Genomic DNA, 17,720 nt, shown 5'->3' with positions numbered 1-17,720 from the left:
GGGGCTCTCATGAAGATCCGTAATCAAGAAATAAACGCTCATGCCATCTGGATGGATGAACCGATCGCTACTGTAGCAAACTGCATCCGTCATGGCTTGTCATCGGAAACGACAAACCCGGCTCTTGGCGTGAAAGTGGTGAATTAAGCAACAATTCATGCCGTTAGCTGCAATTTTTGTTGTAAAAATGCGAAACAGGCATCTCCGATATACTGGGGATAGCTCGACTAGCCCAGATGGCATCGCTATAATGCCGCGTCATTTTATGTATCGAGGGAAGACATTATTGTCTTCAAACGAGGATGAGGTGGGCGCTGGTCGCCTGGCTGCGTCTGAGGAGTAGGGGGATCCCCCTGCGTGCTGAGTTGAACGAGGTAGAAGAATGCAAGTTTCTGTAGAGACGACCCAAGGCCTTGAGCGCCGTCTTACCATCACAGTACCGGCTGAGAAAGTAGAGAAAGAAGTCAATGCTCGCCTGGCTCAACTGGCCAAGACCCGTCGTATCGACGGTTTCCGTCCTGGCAAGGCTCCGATGAGCGTGATCAAGAAAATGTACGGTCAAATGGTTGTTGCTGATGCGGCTGATGCGCTGATCCAACGTCATTTCGTCGAAGCTGTGGTCAGCCAGAAGCTGAGCCCGGCCGGTGCCCCGACTGTTACTCCGAATGAACTGCAAGCTGGTCAGGACTTCGTGTTCACCGCCAGCTTTGAAGTTTACCCGGAAATCGAAGTGAAGAATCTGGATGCCATCCAGATTGAAAAGCCGGTTGCCAGCGTTCAAGACGCCGATCTGGACAAGATGATCGAAACCCTGCGCAAGCAACACGCCACCTGGGCTGATGTTGATGCTCCGGCTGCGGCTGAACTGCGTGTCAACATGGACTTCAGCGGCTCTATCGATGGCGTTGAATTCGAAGGCGGCAAGGCGGAAGGTTTCTCCCTGGTTCTGGGCGCAGGCCGTATGATCCCGGGCTTCGAAGATGGTCTGTATGGCAAGAAAGCCGGAGAAGCGTTTGATATCAACGTCACCTTCCCGGAAGACTACCATGCTGAAAATCTGAAGGGTAAGGCTGCCAAGTTTGCTATCAAGCTGAACAAGGTTGAGCAACAGATCCTGCCGGAATTGACCGCTGAGTTCGTACAACGCTTCGGTGTTGAAGACGGCTCTATCGATGCTCTGCGTGCCGAAGTGCGCAAGAACATGGAGCGTGAGCTGAGCCAAGCGCTGAAAAACGCGGTGAAGGAGCAAGCCCTGCAAGGTCTGCTCGACAACAACGAAATTTCTGTGCCGAAGGCTGCCGTTGAGCAAGAAATTGACGGTCTGCGTCAGCAAGCGATGCAACGTTTTGGCGGTGCCCAGCAAGCCAAGAACATGCCGCAGCTGCCAGCTGAGCTGTTCCAGGAGCAAGCTGAGCGTCGTGTCCGCATTGGCCTGTTGCTGGGTGAAGTGATCCGTACCAACGCCATCAAGGCGGAAGACGATCGCGTCAAGAGCATCATTGAATCCATGGCGACTGCGTATGAAGATCCGCAGGAAGTGGTGGATTACTACCTGAAGAACGAACAACTGCTGAACAACATCCGCAATCTGGCGGTTGAAGAACAAGCGGTTGAGCTGATCATGTCCAAGGCCAAGGTGACCGAGAAGGCGCTTTCCTTTGATGATGTGATCAACAAAGCGTCTGCAGCTGCCTGATTCGATTTGACGTCATCACAATCTTGATGCGTATAATGGCCCGTGTGATATCACTCGGGCCTTTTTACTTTAGGAACATCATCTTATGAATAAACTGATCCAGGATTCTCTTGCTCCTTCCATGAATGCGCTGGTGCCCATCGTGGTAGAGCAGACCGCCAAGGGCGAGCGTTCATATGATATCTATTCCCGTCTGCTCAAAGAGCGCGTCATCTTTCTGACCGGTCAGGTCGAGGATTACATGGCCAACCTGGTGGTGGCCCAGTTGTTGTTCCTGGAATCAGAGAATCCGGAGAAGGACATCTATCTGTATATCAACTCTCCAGGTGGCTCGGTAACGGCCGGGATGTCGATCTATGACACCATGCAATTTATCAAACCGGACGTCAGCACCGTTTGTATGGGGCAGGCTTGCTCCATGGGGGCCTTCTTGCTGGCCGGTGGTGCCAAGGAAAAACGCTTTGTACTGCCGCACTCACGGGTGATGATCCATCAACCGTTGGGTGGTTTCCAAGGCCAGGCGTCTGACATCCAGATCCATGCCATGGAAATTTTGAAGATCAAGCAGACCTTGAATGAGCGGTTGGCATTCCACACGGGGCAACCTCTTGATCAGATTGAGCGTGATACCGATCGGGACAACTTCATGTCGGCTGAAATGGCTGTGGAGTATGGCATTGTTGATGCGGTCCTGACCAAGCGGGACTGACACACGCTGCTGCCTGTTATACACTGAATAAAGCTTCGGAGGCCGCTGCCTCCGGTATTTTGATTTGAGGTTTATGAATGACAGATAAACGCAAAGGTGACGGCGACCATGGCAAGTTGCTTTACTGCTCTTTTTGCGGGAAGAGTCAGCATGAAGTACGCAAACTGATCGCCGGTCCGTCAGTTTACATTTGCGATGAATGCGTAGATTTATGCAATGACATCATCAGCGAGGAGATCCGCGAGATCAGTCCTCGTCGTGATGAACGTTCCTTGCCGACGCCTCATGAGATCCGTGCCCATCTGGACGATTATGTCATCGGGCAAGAACATGCCAAGAAAGTGCTGGCAGTGGCGGTGTATAACCATTACAAGCGCTTGCGCAGTGGTTACGCAGCTGATGGGGTTGAACTGGGTAAATCCAACATTCTGCTGATTGGTCCGACCGGCAGCGGTAAGACCTTGCTGGCTGAATCCCTGGCTCGACTGCTGGATGTGCCATTCACCATGGCCGATGCCACCACATTGACCGAAGCCGGTTATGTCGGTGAGGATGTCGAGAACATCATCCAGAAGTTGCTGCAAAAATGCGATTATGACATCGAAAAAGCCCAGCGCGGCATCGTCTATATCGATGAAATCGACAAGATTTCGCGCAAGTCGGAAAACCCGTCTATTACCCGTGATGTCTCGGGTGAAGGGGTGCAGCAGGCGTTGCTGAAATTGATTGAAGGCACTATTGCTTCGGTTCCGCCTCAGGGGGGACGTAAGCACCCGCAGCAGGAGTTTTTGCAGGTTGATACCTCGAAGATCCTGTTTATTTGCGGTGGCGCTTTTGCTGGCCTGGATAAGGTGATTGAACAACGTTCTTCCAAGGGTACCGGCATCGGTTTCAAGGCGGATGTGAAATCCAAAGAGAAACCGGTGAGCCTGACAGAGTCTTTTGCCAAGGTTGAGCCGGAAGACTTGGTGAAATATGGTTTGATCCCTGAATTCATCGGCCGGTTGCCCGTGTTGGCTACGTTGACCGAGCTGGATCAGGCGGCTCTGATCCAGATCCTGACTTCACCCAAGAATGCACTGACCAAGCAATTCCAAGCCTTATTCAAGCTCGAAGGTGTGGAGCTTGAATTCCGTGAAGAAGCACTGCTGGCGATTGCTGCCAAGGCGATGGAGCGTAAAACTGGAGCCCGTGGTCTGCGTTCGATCGTGGAAGGTGTGCTGCTGGATACCATGTATGACCTGCCATCACAAAACGATGTGGTGAAGGTCGTCATCGATGACAGTGTGATCAAGGGTGAAGGGCAACCGCTTCTTATCTATGAAAACCATGAGCGACAAGCGGCTTCTGGTGACTAACTGTCTTAAAAATAAGCAGTTGAAAGGGGCAATTTGCCCCTTTCAGCTTTTTTGCCTACCGAGCAATTGAATCTGCGTGAAGCGCCCCCATATACTCACGAAGTTGCATCATTCAAAGGCGTTATGCCAAGAGAAAAGAATATGAATCTTGAGCGTTCTGAACGCGTTGTCATACCTGTCTTGCCGTTACGTGATGTGGTGGTTTATCCCCACATGGTTATTCCGTTGTTTGTCGGGCGAGAAAAATCTATCCGCTGCCTTGAAGCGGCGATGGAGCAGGAAAAGCGTATTTTATTGGTAGCGCAAAAAGAGGCTGCCACCGATGAACCCGGTCTGGACGATCTCTATCGGGTCGGCACTATTGCTAACATTCTGCAATTACTGAAACTGCCGGATGGCACGGTCAAAGTGTTGGTGGAAGGGGCACAACGAGCTGAGCTCGAGCAATTGACGGAAGAAGAAAACTACTTCGTCGGTGTGGCTCATCTGTGTGAATCGGTTGCGATCGTCGAAAAAGAAGAAGAAGTTCTGGTTCGTTCGGCGATTAGTCAGTTTGAAGGCTACATCAAGCTGAACAAGAAAATTCCGCCGGAGGTTCTGGCCTCAGTCTCTGCTATCGATGACGCTGCTCGTCTGGCCGATACCATGGCAGCCCATATGCCGCTGAAAATCGAGGACAAGCAAAAGGTTCTCGAACTGCCGGAGATCTCCGAACGCCTGATGTTCTTGATGGCGATGATGGAGTCTGAAATCGATCTGCTGCAGGTTGAAAAGCGCATTCGCTCCCGCGTCAAGAAGCAGATGGAGAAGAGCCAGCGTGAGTATTATCTCAACGAGCAGATGAAGGCGATCCAGAAGGAGTTGGGTGAGCTCGAAGAGTCGCCTGACGAGTTTGATGGCCTGCAGACCAAGATTGAAGAAGTTGGAATGCCAGAGGAAGCCAAGACCAAGACCCTGGGTGAGCTGAGCAAGCTGAAGATGATGTCACCCATGTCAGCCGAAGCGACGGTCGTGCGCAGCTACATCGACTGGATGGTGGCGGTGCCTTGGAAACAAAAGACCAAGGTTAAAAAGAATCTGGCGCAGGCTGAGTTGACCTTGAACCAGGACCATTACGGCTTGGAGAAGGTCAAAGAACGCATTCTGGAGTATCTGGCAGTACAGAGCCGGATGAACAAACTCAAAGGTCCAATCTTGTGCTTGGTCGGTCCTCCCGGGGTTGGTAAAACCTCGCTCGGGCAGTCGATTGCCAAGGCTACCGGTCGCAAATATGTGCGTATGGCTTTGGGTGGTGTGCGCGATGAAGCCGAAATTCGCGGCCATCGTCGTACCTATATCGGCTCCATGCCCGGTAAGTTGCTGCAGAAGATGGCGAAGGTCGGTGTCCGTAATCCGCTGTTTCTGCTGGACGAGATCGACAAGCTCTCTTCGGATATGCGCGGCGATCCGGCATCAGCGCTGCTGGAAGTTCTGGATCCGGAGCAAAACAACAGCTTCAACGATCATTATCTGGAAGTGGATTATGACCTGTCGGACGTAATGTTTGTGGCCACATCGAACTCGATGAATATTCCAGGGCCCTTGCTGGATCGGATGGAAGTGATCCGGCTGTCTGGATATACCGAAGACGAGAAGCTCAACATTGCCAAAGATCATTTGCTGCAAAAGCAGATCGAGCGTAATGGCCTGAAGCCCCATGAAATCACCATCGAGGATTCGGCGCTAGTCGGTATCATCCGCTACTACACCCGCGAAGCGGGGGTGCGCAGCCTGGAGCGTGAAATATCCAAGCTGTGTCGCAAGGCGGTGAAAGCTATTTTGCTGGATAAGAACCTCAAACAGGTCACGATCAACCAGGATAATCTGAAAGAATATCTGGGTGTGCAGCGCTTCGATTATGGCAAAGCAGAAGACCATGATCAGGTTGGTCAGGTCGTCGGCTTGGCTTGGACCGAAGTAGGTGGTGATTTACTGACTATCGAAGCGACGAATGTACCGGGCAAGGGCAAGTTAACCTATACCGGTTCACTGGGTGATGTGATGCAGGAATCTATCCAGGCAGCACTTACCGTGGTTCGGGCGCGTGCCGAGCAGCTACGCATCAATCCGGATTTTTATGAAAAACGGGACATTCATGTTCACGTGCCGGAAGGTGCGACTCCCAAGGATGGCCCAAGTGCCGGCATTGCCATGTGCACGGCGTTGGTCTCCAGCTTGACCGGAAATCCAGTTCGCTCGGATGTCGCCATGACCGGAGAAATTACCTTACGCGGAGAGGTATTACCGATTGGCGGCTTGAAAGAGAAGCTGCTGGCGGCCCATCGGGGTGGAATCAAGCGTGTAGTGATCCCGAAGGAGAACGCCAAGGATCTCGAAGAGATCCCTGAGAATGTGAAACAGGATCTAGAAATTCACGCGGTGCGGTGGATTGATGATGTGCTGCGTCTGGCACTACAAAATCCGGTTGCTCCAATTGAAGTGGTAACAGCTACACCATAACGATGGGCAGCCGGGTGACTGGCTGTTTTTCGTCTCTCCAGCGGTACGAAATATGACCGCTCTATACCAGAGAGGTTGGCAAAGCGTGAATTGCCGCGGGTTCCCGTTGGCCTTCACTTGCAACCCCTCTGGAGGATTGTTATAAAGCGTTGACTCGTCATGGCCTAGGGAAAACAGCTATGACCAAGGCTAAAAATAGGGGAAGAAAAACGTGAACAAATCGCAACTCGTTGACACAATTTCTGAAGGGGCGGATCTGTCTAAAGCGGCAGCCGGTCGTGCGCTGGATTCATTCATCGATGCTGTCGGTGAAGCGCTGAAGGCAGGTGACCAGGTTTCTCTGGTTGGCTTTGGTACTTTCTCATTGCGTGAACGCGCTTCGCGCTCTGGTCGTAACCCGCAAACGGGTGAGACCATCGAGATCGCAGCAGCTAAAATTCCGGCATTCAAGGCAGGCAAAGCGTTGAAAGACGCCGTTAACTAAAGCTCGCCCTTTTCCTTTCGGGGAAGTTGTTGCATTCAATTGCTTGAATCCTCAAATCTTATAAATCAGGGCGCATCACTTCAGGTGCGCTTTTTTATATTCACATCCACTGCATCGGGAGCAAAGATTCATGCTGATGGATAAACTGCGGGAAGGGGCTCAGGGACGGATCGCTAAAATCATTTTTTGGCTGATCATTCTCTCTTTTGCCCTGGCGGGTGTCGGTAGCTATTTGAACAGTCCGGTGGATACCAGCCCTGCCGAAGTTAATGGCGAACCCATAACCGCTCAGGCGCTGGATACGGCGTATCGCAACGAACGTAGCCGTTTGGAATCCCAGTTTGGCGAAAACTTTTCGCAATTGGCGAGTAATCCAGAATATATCAAGCAGATGCGCAAAGGTGTGCTGGATAAGCTGATTGATCAGCTGTTGCTCGACCAACAGGCTCACGAGACTCACATTCGTGTTGGCGATGAACAGGTCAAGGCCGCCATCCGCGCTATGCCGGAGTTCCAAAGTGAAGGCAAATTTGATAATGAACGTTATCTGAATCTGCTTAACCGTGCCGGCTATACACCTCAAAGTTTCAGCGAGTCCATTCGTCAGGATCTGGTCCGGCAAAATTGGGTCGGTGGTTTGATTGGTAGCGAATTCGCGCTTCCTGGTGAAGTCAAAACGATCGATCTGTTGTTGCAACAAACTCGTGATGCCACCCTGTATACCCTGCCGGTGGATCATTTCCTCAAGACGATGACCGTAACTGACGCTGAACTGTCGGCTTATTATCAAGCGCATCAGAAGCAGTTCATGAGCCCGGATCAAGTCAAGATCAGCTACGTGTTGCTGGATGCCAAAGACCTGCAAGCCACGGTGGCGATCACCGAGCAGGATGTGCGCGATTATTATGATCAACATCTTGATCAATATCGTACGGCTGAACGTCGTCAGGTTGCCCATATCCTGATTGCGGATAAAGATGCGGCGGCGGCGCTGAAGCATGCCGAAACACTGCTGACAGAACTCAAGGCTGGGGCTGATTTTGCGAAACTGGCCTCGGCTAACTCTACCGATACATTATCCGCCCGTAAGGGTGGGGTGTTGGATTGGTTTGAGAAGGGAGTCATGGATCCGGAGTTTGACAAGGCTGCATTTGCCTTGGCTAAAACCGGTGAACTTTCCCCCGTGGTCAAGAGCCAATTTGGCTACCACATCATCAAGTTACTGGGTATTCAACCCGAAGCAGTTAAGCCTTTTGAACAAGTGAAGCAAGATGTCGAACGCAAGTTGCGTGAAGAGAAGGCGCATGAGCTGTTTCTCGATAAGCAGCAGCAACTGGCGGATTTGAGCTTCGAGAATCCGGACTCACTGGATCTGGTGGCTGAAAAAATGGAGCTTAAAGTTTTAAGTTCAGATTTCTTCAGCGCGGCCACCGACAAAGCGCCGTTCAATGATCCTAAGGTTAAACAGCAAGCATTTTCTGATTCAGTTCGTGAGCAGAACATCAATTCTGAAGTGATCAACATTGGCGACAATCAGGCGATGGTGTTGCACGTGTTGGAATTCAAACATGCCTCGGCTCGTCCTATGGACGAGGTGAAAGGCGATGTTGAAGCTGCGGTGAAACTTGAAAAAGCTCAACAAGCGGTGCGTCAGCAAGCCGAAGAATTATTGGCCAAGCTGCTGAAGGGTGAGCCGGTTGATGAGCTGGTTACCAGCTTGTCGGGTAAGCGAGAAGTTCGTGCTGGCTTGACGCGCATGAGTTCCGATCTGGATGCTTCGTTGATCCAGGCGTTGTTCCGTGTAGCAAAACCAGTCGCAGGTAAGGTTTCTGCCGAGCTGGTTTCGCAAGTGGATGGCTCGCAAGTGGTTCTGGTGTTAAACAAGGTAGGCCAGTCTGACAAGCCATCAACCATGGAAGCTATGCTGCAAAATCAGCTCGCGCAAGGTCGATCCACGGTAGTGTATCAGGCACTGCTGGAGCAAACCCGAGCCGATAGTAAAATTAGTTATAACAGTTTGAGCGAGCAACAGCCGCTCGAGTGATAGCCTGAGACCCCACCTTCGCGGTGGGGTTTTTTTTGGGCGCTCGACAAACTTTTAAGTGTCCTTGTTTGCACACGGGACGAGTTTGGTTATGATGCCAAAGCTGGTTTTATCCAGCACTCTTGGTGGTGTAGTTGTACAAGCGGAGAAACTTGATTGATTAGCGTATTCCTAGTTGATGATCATGAACTGGTACGCACAGGGATCCGTCGCATACTTGAGGATGTTCGAGGTTTAAAGGTCACAGGTGAGGCCGTGAACGGTGAAACTGCCGTGCAATGGTGTCGTGAACACGAAGCTGATGTGATCCTGATGGACATGAACATGCCGGGTATTGGAGGCTTGGAAGCCACAAAGAAAATCCTGCGGGCCCGACCGGATGCCCGTATCATCGTGTTAACGGTTCACAGCGAGAATCCATTTCCCACTAAGGTCATGCAGGCGGGTGCGGCAGGGTATCTGACCAAGTGTTCTGCCCCTGATGAAATGATTCATGCCATTCGAGCGGTTCATTCCGGGCAACGTTATATCTCTCCCGAAATTGCCCAACAGATGGCGCTGAGTCAGTTTTCTAGCCATGATGCCGAGAACCCATTCAAGGCTCTCTCGGAGCGTGAATTGCAGATCATGCTGATGATTACTCGGGGTAGTAAGGTCAATGATATTGCCGAGCAACTGAGTCTCAGCCCTAAAACGGTCAATAGCTATCGTTACCGGCTGTTCGACAAGCTGCAGATCAGTGGGGATGTCGAATTGACGCGAATGGCCATGCGTTACGGCATGCTGGATGCTCAATCCCTGTAGCGACTAGTGTTGCAACATAAAAGGGTGGCTTTGGCCGCCTTTTTCATATTCCAATGCGAGCAAATATTGATATGGCGTTTGATCATAAATCCTTCCTTGCCTCTGCCCCTCATCAGCCTGGCGTTTACCGGATGCTCGATGAGGACGCGGTCATTCTATATGTGGGTAAAGCCAAGGATCTGGTGAAACGCCTGAGCTCCTATTTTCGACGTGACCCTGGTAGTACCAAGACTCGAGCCTTGGTCAGCCACATCCGCCACATTGAGTTCACGGTCACCCATACCGAAACTGAGGCGCTGATCCTCGAACACAATCTCATCAAGCAACATCAACCCAAGTACAACATCCTGCTGCGGGATGATAAGTCCTATCCCTATATTCTGCTGACGCGCCAACGCCATCCTCGCGTGACCTTGCACCGCGGCCCTCGGAAGTCGGCAGGAGATTATTTCGGTCCTTATCCCAGCGGAGGAGCAGTGCGGGAAAGTCTGCATCTGATGCAGAAACTATTTCCCATTCGGCAATGCGATGATTCTGTGTATGCCAATCGCAGCCGGCCTTGTTTGTTGTATCAGTTGAAGCGCTGCGCCGGGCCCTGTGTACCGGGATTGGTCAGCGAAGAGGAATATCAGGCACAAGTGGAATTGGCTCGGCTGTTTTTGCAGGGCAAGGATCAGCAGGTCATCGCGGATCTGGTTAGCAAGATGGAGCAGGCCAGCGCCCAGTTGGCTTTCGAGGCGGCGGCTCGGTATCGCGATCAATTGCTGGCATTACGCAAGATCCAGGAGCAGCAATCGGTCAGTGGCAACGTACTGGATGATATGGATGTTATCGGCGCGGCGATGGAGCAGGGTGTCGCGAGCGTGCATGTCCTGTTTATTCGCCAAGGGAAAGTCCTCGGTAGCCGGAACTATTTCCCGGCCATACCGGTTGATGCGGAGTTTGAGGAATTGCTGCATGCCTTCTTGCTGCAATTTTATCTCTCCGGTATGGCGGGCCGTCAGATCCCGAGTGAGGTGTTGCTGGATTGCGAACTGGAGGATGAGGATGCATTGGCGGCTACCTTCACCCAGATGGCTGGTTATGCGGTGCGTGTCAGTAGCCGGACCCGTAGCGAACGAGCGCGTTATATCCGGTTAGCCAGTACTAATGCGCAAGCCGCGCTATTGAGTAAGTTGAGTCATAAGTCCACCCAGCAACAACGCGTGGCGCAACTGGAAGAGTTACTCGAATTACAGCAACCGATCGCCCGGATGGAGTGTTTCGATATTTCTCACACCATGGGTGAAAATACGGTGGCTTCGTGTGTGGTCTTCAACCGGGAAGGTCCGGTGAGTAGTGAGTATCGGCGCTTTAATATCAGCGGTATTACCGGTGGCGATGATTATGCGGCCATGGCACAAGCATTGGAGCGTCGGTTCGGTAAACAGCAAGCCGCCGACAAGATCCCGGATATTTTGTTTATTGATGGCGGTAAGGGGCAACTGACTCGCGCCGAAGAGATCATGGCGCGTCATCTGGATAAGCTGGGCGGCAAGCATCCACTGTTAATCGGTATTGCCAAGGGAGAGAGCCGGAAACCGGGGCTGGAAACTCTGATCGTCGGTGATAGCCATGAAGAGCTGCATTTTCCAAATGACTTGCCAGCCTTGCATCTGATCCAGCACATCCGCGACGAATCCCACCGCTTTGCCATTACCGGTCACAGAGCGCGGCGCGGTAAGGCCCGTGTGGCCAGTGCGCTGGAAGATATTCCTGGGGTTGGTCCTAAACGACGGCAGAGCTTGCTCAAGTTTCTCGGGGGCATGCAGGAGGTTAAACAGGCGAGCATTGAGCAGTTGGCCAAAGTTCCCGGTATCAGCCTGGAGTTAGCAAGCAAAATACATGATGCGTTGCATCATTAGATCGATTCGGGCAACATGGGCCAGCGAATTTGCCGTGGCGTGACATGATGTTAAATATTCCTAATATGCTGACCCTGTTCCGGATTTTTTTAATTCCGGTGTTCGTTATTTTGTTCTATATGCCGTACGAGTGGTCAAATCTCTGGGCTGCAGGGATGTTCGTGCTGGCGGCAATCACCGATTGGTTTGATGGTTATTTGGCTCGGCGCTTGAACCAGAGCACGCCGTTTGGTGCTTTTTTGGATCCGGTCGCCGACAAAATCATGGTTTCCACCGCCTTGGTTCTGATCGTCGAGCACTACAGCACCATCATAGTGACGATCCCGGCACTGACCATGATTGGCCGCGAAATTCTGATTTCAGCCCTTCGAGAATGGATGGCGGAGTTGGGCAAGCGCTCCAGTGTGGCCGTCGGCTGGATGGGTAAATGGAAAACCACGATCCAGATGATGGCGCTGACCGGATTGATCTGGGAGGCGAATATCTGGGTGGTGTGGGCTTCATATGTTCTTTTGTATGTAGCGGTCGTTCTGACCTTCTCTTCCATGATGCAATATCTGAAAGCGGCGTGGGGCGACTTGACCTCGAGTCGCTCCTAGATGTCTGCTTTGTCGTCAGCGCGGTGAAATATTAGGCGAACGAACTTGGCACGTGAGCTTGATAGTTGACTCTGTAATGGATGTCGCTAGAATGCCAACCGCACCGCATCTTCCGGTGTTTGCAAAGCGGGAATAGCTCAGTTGGTAGAGCACGACCTTGCCAAGGTCGGGGTCGCGAGTTCGAGTCTCGTTTCCCGCTCCAAGTTCTCAAAGGCGCGTTAACAAAGCGGTTATGTAGCGGATTGCAAATCCGCCTAGTCCGGTTCGACTCCGGAACGCGCCTCCATCTATTTCTGTTTCATCTCCCTTTTTGTTTCATCCACCTACTGTTATTACCCAAAGCGGTCGACTCTCATGTCAGCAAACCCGTGCCTGGGGTTGCCGCGGCATGATAGTAATAAACCGTCGCGAGACGGTTTATTTGCTGTTGGGTCAGATGCATTTAACCGGCTTGGGCAGACCGGCAATTTTAGTGGCCTGCTTGGCGGGGCCTTTCGGAAACAACTTATAGAGATAACGGCTAGAGCCTTTCTCCACGCCATATTTTTGTTCCATCGCTTTAACCAAGGCCCGAATGGCGGGTGATGTCTTGTACTCGACATAGAAAGCACGCACAAAGTGAACGACTTCCCAGTGGGCTTCGCTCATCTCGATGGCTTCCTGCGCGGCGATCACTCGCGCTAAATCCTCACTCCATTCATCCAGATGCTTCAGATAGCCTTGTGCATCGGTTTCAATCAACTTGCCTGCCAGTTCCAACATAACCGCTCTCTCGATCTAGGTGTGCAGATTTTATCATTCAATCACGGGCTGACAACTTCAGGGGCTCGAGGAGCCGACTCAGGCGCAATAATTCATTGGCCTGTTCGGCAATCAGCAACAGCTCCTGCTGGATCAGCCAACTGACTTCCCGGTTATCGGTTTGCTCAGGCAGCTCAGGGACCTGCTCCAGCACTAACAGCTCGCCGTGACTATGGGGGATGCCGACGATCGCCGCTGCTGCCGCATCCAGCACCTGAGTGATCCCGTCGACCAGATTTTTTTGTGCTGGCAAAAACTGACCGCTCAGCAATTTTCGATGCGCTCCTAGCGTCGAGATATAGGCGATCAGCGTATGGCTACGCTGGGTCAGTGCGGCGCAGATGCGTAAGAATCGACGTTTGTCTTTAGGCTCCGCCAACATGTTTTGCCAAGCACGAGCCAAGGCATTGTCGGCCAGATGGGCCTGGCGCCTCACGATGCGATACTGCAATTCATCAGCCGAGCCTGCGGCTTCATCCAGGATACCCACCAGATAGCTTTTACTGGCCAGGAGTGATCCCTGCAGCAGTTGGGGCAGGTGTCGATGTTGCCATTCTGGCCATAACCCCATCACCGCAATAAAGGCGATCCCTGCGCCGAGTAGAGTATCGAATAAGCGCGGTAATAGTAGAACGTTACTTTCGACCCCGAGTAAGCCAAAGGCACTGAGTGCGTAGAGAGTAATGAATGTCACGGCGGCGCTGTAATTGTTGCGAAGCTGGGAAAAAAACAAAACCGCGGCGGTTGCCATGCCGACTAGTTGGACGGTAGGTGAGGGGGACCGCCAGATGAGGGGCGCACCCAAGACAAGACCGAGCAAGGTGCCGCCAATACGCTGAAAGATCCGACGTCGCGTATCGGTATAACTGGATTGGCAGACGAACAGACAGGTCAATAGCACCCAAAAGCCTTGCTGGATCGCAAACAATTGCAGCAAACCGTAAGCCGCGACCAGACATAACGCCATCCGCAGAGCATGGTGCAGCAGCGGGGATGGGGTCATCAGCTGCTGACCGAACTGCTTTAAATCCGCACGGGGGGATTTGGCCAGCTGTCGATGACTCAATTGGCTGATCGGTGCATCCAGGTGAGTTGTGAGTGTTGATGCTTGTATCAACAACTGCAGTATCGCGGCCAGATTTTGTTGCAAAAAGAGCAGCGAGGAGCGCAACGCCTCCGGCATTTCCCGCTGTAACTGGATGTAGGCGAGCTGATCGCGTAGCGCCGTCATCACCCAGGTGAGACCTTTATCGGGTGCGTAGTCGCGCTGCATCAGCACGGCATAGCCTAATTGTTTCGTACTGGTACCCAGTTGCTCGAGGACCTCGCGGAAGCCGTCGAGGATGGCATGGCGTTGCAAGTCATCTTGCAAACGGTCATACAGATAGTGGCTGGCAACGACGCGTTCATGGATCTCTTGTGCCAAGAGATAGAGTTGTAGCAGCCGCTCCAGATGGGGATCCCAACCCGCAGTCAAGCGACCACTCAACATCGCCTTGGTGATCTGCATATGCGAGACACAGCTGATGTTCAATTGCCCCAGGTTATGACGAATGGCGGCGACCTGATCCCGTTTCACCGGGAAAAAGCGCGACTTCTCATAGCAATATTGGCTCAAGGCGAAGAAGACTTGGGATAGCTGCTCATGCACGGCTTTGTGGGGCAAGGCTTTGAGCCACAGCAGGGAGATGATGCCGTACCACAAGGCTCCGAGGCAGAGCCATACGGGTTGGAACCATAGATTCGGGGCATGGGCCGCACCCAGCATCGAATAGATGGCGACCAGCAGAGAGCCAAAGCTGATAGTCGCATAGCGAGGTCCGAATGCGCCTAGCATGATGAAGCCAATCGTCGATAGGAAGAGTCCGATCGCAAACAGCCAGGGATAGGGATACAGAAGCTGGACCGATGTCGTGGCGATGACAAAACAGACCATGGTGACGCCCAGATTTTTGATCCGTCCTGGGACGCTATCATCGGGCTCACCAATGGCGCCGGCGACGACCCCCAAGGATAAAATGACGGTTTCTTGGGTCATGCCCCAGCACAAGGCCGGGATCAGGCTACCCAGAATGGCGACCATCACTTTCAACGCAAAGAAAAAATGGCTATCCATGGTCAAGCGACGCAGCGGATGAATGAGAGTCTTCGGCATGAGAATTAAGGGTTGATCATGGTTTTCTAATGGTACCCGAAAATCGAGGTAACACGAAAAATATGCCTCCCGTCACACGCTACGGCAACGAAATAGAGCCGGATGCTTAAAGGATGAGCAAACAATTTATCGAATGAAGTTAGGGGTTTACAACATGAATACCCTTTAGTAGTATCTTCGGCGTTCGGAGGGGTGGCAGAGCGGCTTAATGCAACGGTCTTGAAAACCGTCGATGGGCGACCATCCGTGGGTTCAAATCCCACCCCCTCCGCCAAATTGAAGAGCGAGACCTAGGTCTCGCTCTTTTGCTATGTAATTTTTTTGTTGGCCCGAGACATGACACCCACTCCTTATCATGGTTTTTCAGTATTAGCCGTGCATGACGATTTTGTCGTGCTGAATAAAGCCCCTGGAATTGGTATGCATGATGAGGAGGGCGTCCCAGGCCTGATCAGTGAGGCGAGGCGTCAACTGGGCATGATGTTATATCCGGTTCACCGTTTGGATAAGGTAACATCCGGGGTGTTATTGCTGGCGCGAACTCCAGAAGCCAACCGCGAGTTGAGTATGGCCTTTGCCGAGCGGAAAATGCATAAAGAGTACGTGGCACTGAGTGAGCAGAAACCCAAGAAAAAGCAGGGCTGGATTAAGGGTGACATGGAGCGTGGTCGCCGAGGGAGTTGGTTACTCAGTCGAAGCATGCATAATCCAGCCATCACCTGGTTCGATAGCTTTGGGCTCGGCGATGGGGTGCGCTTATTTCATATCAAACCCAAGACCGGGAAAACACACCAGATCCGGGTGGCATTGAAGAGTCTGGGCTCACCGATCCTGGGTGATGCGCTGTATGGCGCGGCACTGGCGGATCGGGTTTATCTTCATTCGGCTCGGCTGTCGTTTGAATATGCCGGACAGTCGTGGATATTTAGCGCGTTACCCCAGCAAGGTTCACGATTCGATTCGGTGGCGGTACATGGGGTACTGCAGGATCTAGCGCTCGAGTAATGGCTAAGCTCTGCGTTCCATAGTGTTAACTTCGTTGCATTCTGAATGGATCTTCCCCTGTCTACATCATTCCTCATCTACCCTTAATTCTGCCTGTAAATGGTGCGCCATATTGGAGCATCCTCCGCATCTTTTGTAACGAAACAAACCATACGCGGTTTAATCTGCGGTTGACTGACAGAGCATAAGAGCATGAATTTGCATTCTGAACGCGTGGGGCAAGGGGGGAAGAGGCTCTAAACGACCTAGCGCTTGAGGCTGTCCCATTCTGCTGCGAGTGAATTGAGTTGGCAGTGGCATGCTCTTTGCTTTGTAGTGATTGAACTGTATATCCACAATAGAGCTCACCGATTGGAGCGGATAGTTCCAGCCGATCGGCGGCTAGATTGACAAGATGATGGAATATGCCGGGCAACTGGGCGGCATCATTTTCAGGCACCAACTTAGTTCATAACAATCACAGGGAAGATTACACATGCAGATGAAATTTAAAGCACTTTCTATTGCCACCACTGCCGCATTGATGTTGATGGCTGGACAAGCTCAAGCAGCCTCAGGTGACACCTTGGCTCAAATCAAGAAAAAGGGTGAACTGCAGTGTGGCGTCAGTGATGGCTTGCCAGGCTTTTCAAATCCGAATGCCAAGGGTGTTTGGGAAGGTATTGACGTGGATCTCTGCCATGCACTGGCGGCCGGTATTTTTGGCGATGCCAACAAGGTCAAGTTCATCCCGTTGAACGCCAAAGAGCGTTTTACTGCACTGCAATCCGGTGAAGTGGACGTGCTGTCACGCAACACCACCTGGACTCTGAGCCGCGATGCCACCATGGGCCTGACCTTCACCACCACCCTGTACTACGATGGCCAGGGCTTCCTGGTTAACAAAGCGCTGGGCGTGAAGAGTGCCAAGGAGCTGGATGGTGCTTCCATCTGTATCCAGGCTGGTACCACCACGGAATTGAATGTCGCGGATTACTTCAAGGCCAATGGCATGAAATTCACCCCGGTGGTGTTTGATACCTCGGATCAGACGGTGAAGGGATTTGAGTCTGGTCGCTGTGATGTCCTGACCTCGGATCAATCTCAACTCTATGCGTTGAAGATTAAATTGGCCAAGCCGGATGCCGCTCAGGTGCTGCCGGAAGTGATTTCCAAGGAGCCTCTCGGCCCTGCGGTTCGTCAAGGGGATGAGCAGTGGTCAACTCTGGTGAAATGGACTCTGTTTGCCATGGTCAGCGCTGAAGAGTTGGGCGTCACCAGCAAGAATGTCGATGAGATGAAAGCATCCAAGAATCCGGATGTCCGTCGCTTGCTCGGCTTGGAAGAGCCTTCTGGTAAGGTTCTTGGCATCCAGCCGGACTGGGGTTACCAGATCGTCAAGCAAGTGGGTAACTATGGTGAAGTGTTCGAGCGTACCGTGGGTAAAGGCTCGGCGCTGGGGATCGATCGGGGTGTGAATGCGCTGTGGAACCAGGGTGGTTTCATGTACGCACCGCCAATCCGCTAAGCATTTCATGGAGCATGGCGGCCATTATTGCCGCCATGCTCCAGCTGTTTTGTGCTTGTTTTCTATAGCCGCATTCATGTACAGGATCTTTAGCTACAACCAATTGAAATAGATAGAAAAAAGGCTTCGTTTGTGATCTGATTTAATCGCAAAAA

General features: G+C 52.1%; 14 protein-coding genes and 3 tRNA genes. 15 read left to right on the top strand and 2 right to left on the bottom strand.

From position 1 onward, the window contains the following. Window positions 1-9: 9 nt before the first annotated feature. From ACYVG7_RS09290 to ACYVG7_RS09235, 12 genes are all read left to right on the top strand, one after another. On the top strand, window positions 10-147 hold the full coding sequence (locus ACYVG7_RS09290) for a hypothetical protein (RefSeq protein ID WP_460882864.1): 138 nt from the start codon (window positions 10-12) through the stop codon (window positions 145-147). 235 nt (window positions 148-382) lie between these two features. After that, entirely contained in the window at window positions 383-1,696 is a 1,314-nt protein-coding gene (gene tig / locus ACYVG7_RS09285; protein WP_460882863.1) for a trigger factor, read from the top strand. Between the two features lie 85 nt (window positions 1,697-1,781). Beyond that, window positions 1,782-2,405, top strand: coding sequence for an ATP-dependent Clp endopeptidase proteolytic subunit ClpP (gene clpP / locus ACYVG7_RS09280; protein ID WP_460882862.1), 624 nt, complete (start codon window positions 1,782-1,784; stop codon window positions 2,403-2,405). A gap of 77 nt (window positions 2,406-2,482) precedes the next feature. Then, on the top strand, window positions 2,483-3,763 hold the full coding sequence (gene clpX / locus ACYVG7_RS09275) for an ATP-dependent protease ATP-binding subunit ClpX (RefSeq protein WP_460882861.1): 1,281 nt from the start codon (window positions 2,483-2,485) through the stop codon (window positions 3,761-3,763). Window positions 3,764-3,904: 141 nt separating this feature from the next. Further along, window positions 3,905-6,262, top strand: a complete 2,358-nt coding sequence (gene lon, locus ACYVG7_RS09270; protein WP_460882860.1) for an endopeptidase La — start codon at window positions 3,905-3,907, stop codon at window positions 6,260-6,262. A 211-nt stretch (window positions 6,263-6,473) separates the two neighbouring features. After that, window positions 6,474-6,746 carry an HU family DNA-binding protein gene (locus tag ACYVG7_RS09265; RefSeq protein ID WP_460882859.1) on the top strand — a complete coding sequence of 91 codons (273 nt, stop codon included), beginning with the start codon at window positions 6,474-6,476 and terminating at the stop codon, window positions 6,744-6,746. A 130-nt stretch (window positions 6,747-6,876) separates the two neighbouring features. After that, on the top strand, window positions 6,877-8,790 hold the full coding sequence (gene ppiD, locus ACYVG7_RS09260; protein ID WP_460882858.1) for a peptidylprolyl isomerase: 1,914 nt from the start codon (window positions 6,877-6,879) through the stop codon (window positions 8,788-8,790). Window positions 8,791-8,946: 156 nt separating this feature from the next. After that, window positions 8,947-9,594 carry a UvrY/SirA/GacA family response regulator transcription factor gene (gene uvrY, locus ACYVG7_RS09255; protein ID WP_460882857.1) on the top strand — a complete coding sequence of 216 codons (648 nt, stop codon included), beginning with the start codon at window positions 8,947-8,949 and terminating at the stop codon, window positions 9,592-9,594. 71 nt (window positions 9,595-9,665) lie between these two features. Then, window positions 9,666-11,498: an excinuclease ABC subunit UvrC gene (gene uvrC, locus ACYVG7_RS09250; protein WP_460882856.1), complete on the top strand. Its 1,833-nt coding sequence runs from the start codon at window positions 9,666-9,668 to the stop codon at window positions 11,496-11,498. Between the two features lie 47 nt (window positions 11,499-11,545). Next, entirely contained in the window at window positions 11,546-12,097 is a 552-nt protein-coding gene (pgsA, locus tag ACYVG7_RS09245) for a CDP-diacylglycerol--glycerol-3-phosphate 3-phosphatidyltransferase (protein WP_460882855.1), read from the top strand. Between the two features lie 126 nt (window positions 12,098-12,223). Beyond that, window positions 12,224-12,299: transfer RNA gene (locus tag ACYVG7_RS09240), tRNA-Gly, on the top strand. Window positions 12,300-12,309: 10 nt separating this feature from the next. Further along, window positions 12,310-12,383, top strand: a tRNA-Cys gene (locus tag ACYVG7_RS09235). 146 nt (window positions 12,384-12,529) lie between these two features. Here ACYVG7_RS09235 and ACYVG7_RS09230 read toward each other — a convergent pair. After that, window positions 12,530-12,859: a TusE/DsrC/DsvC family sulfur relay protein gene (locus ACYVG7_RS09230; protein ID WP_460882854.1), complete on the bottom strand. Its 330-nt coding sequence runs from the start codon at window positions 12,857-12,859 to the stop codon at window positions 12,530-12,532. Between the two features lie 37 nt (window positions 12,860-12,896). Then, a complete protein-coding gene (gene yccS / locus ACYVG7_RS09225; protein ID WP_460882853.1) occupies window positions 12,897-15,053 on the bottom strand; it encodes a YccS family putative transporter in 2,157 nt (718 codons plus the stop codon). 186 nt (window positions 15,054-15,239) lie between these two features. On the opposite strand from yccS, the gene ACYVG7_RS09220 reads away from it, so the two are divergent. From ACYVG7_RS09220 to ACYVG7_RS09210, 3 genes are all read left to right on the top strand, one after another. Further along, window positions 15,240-15,327: transfer RNA gene (locus ACYVG7_RS09220), tRNA-Ser, on the top strand. A gap of 62 nt (window positions 15,328-15,389) precedes the next feature. Beyond that, window positions 15,390-16,058: a TIGR01621 family pseudouridine synthase gene (locus ACYVG7_RS09215; protein ID WP_460882852.1), complete on the top strand. Its 669-nt coding sequence runs from the start codon at window positions 15,390-15,392 to the stop codon at window positions 16,056-16,058. Between the two features lie 475 nt (window positions 16,059-16,533). After that, complete coding sequence (locus ACYVG7_RS09210; protein ID WP_460882851.1) at window positions 16,534-17,565, top strand: amino acid ABC transporter substrate-binding protein; 1,032 nt, start codon at window positions 16,534-16,536, stop codon at window positions 17,563-17,565. The last annotated feature ends 155 nt before the right edge of the window (window positions 17,566-17,720 follow it).

It is taken from the genome of Pseudaeromonas pectinilytica (genome assembly GCF_054780855.1).
This window is presented reverse-complemented; position numbering and strand designations above follow the sequence as displayed.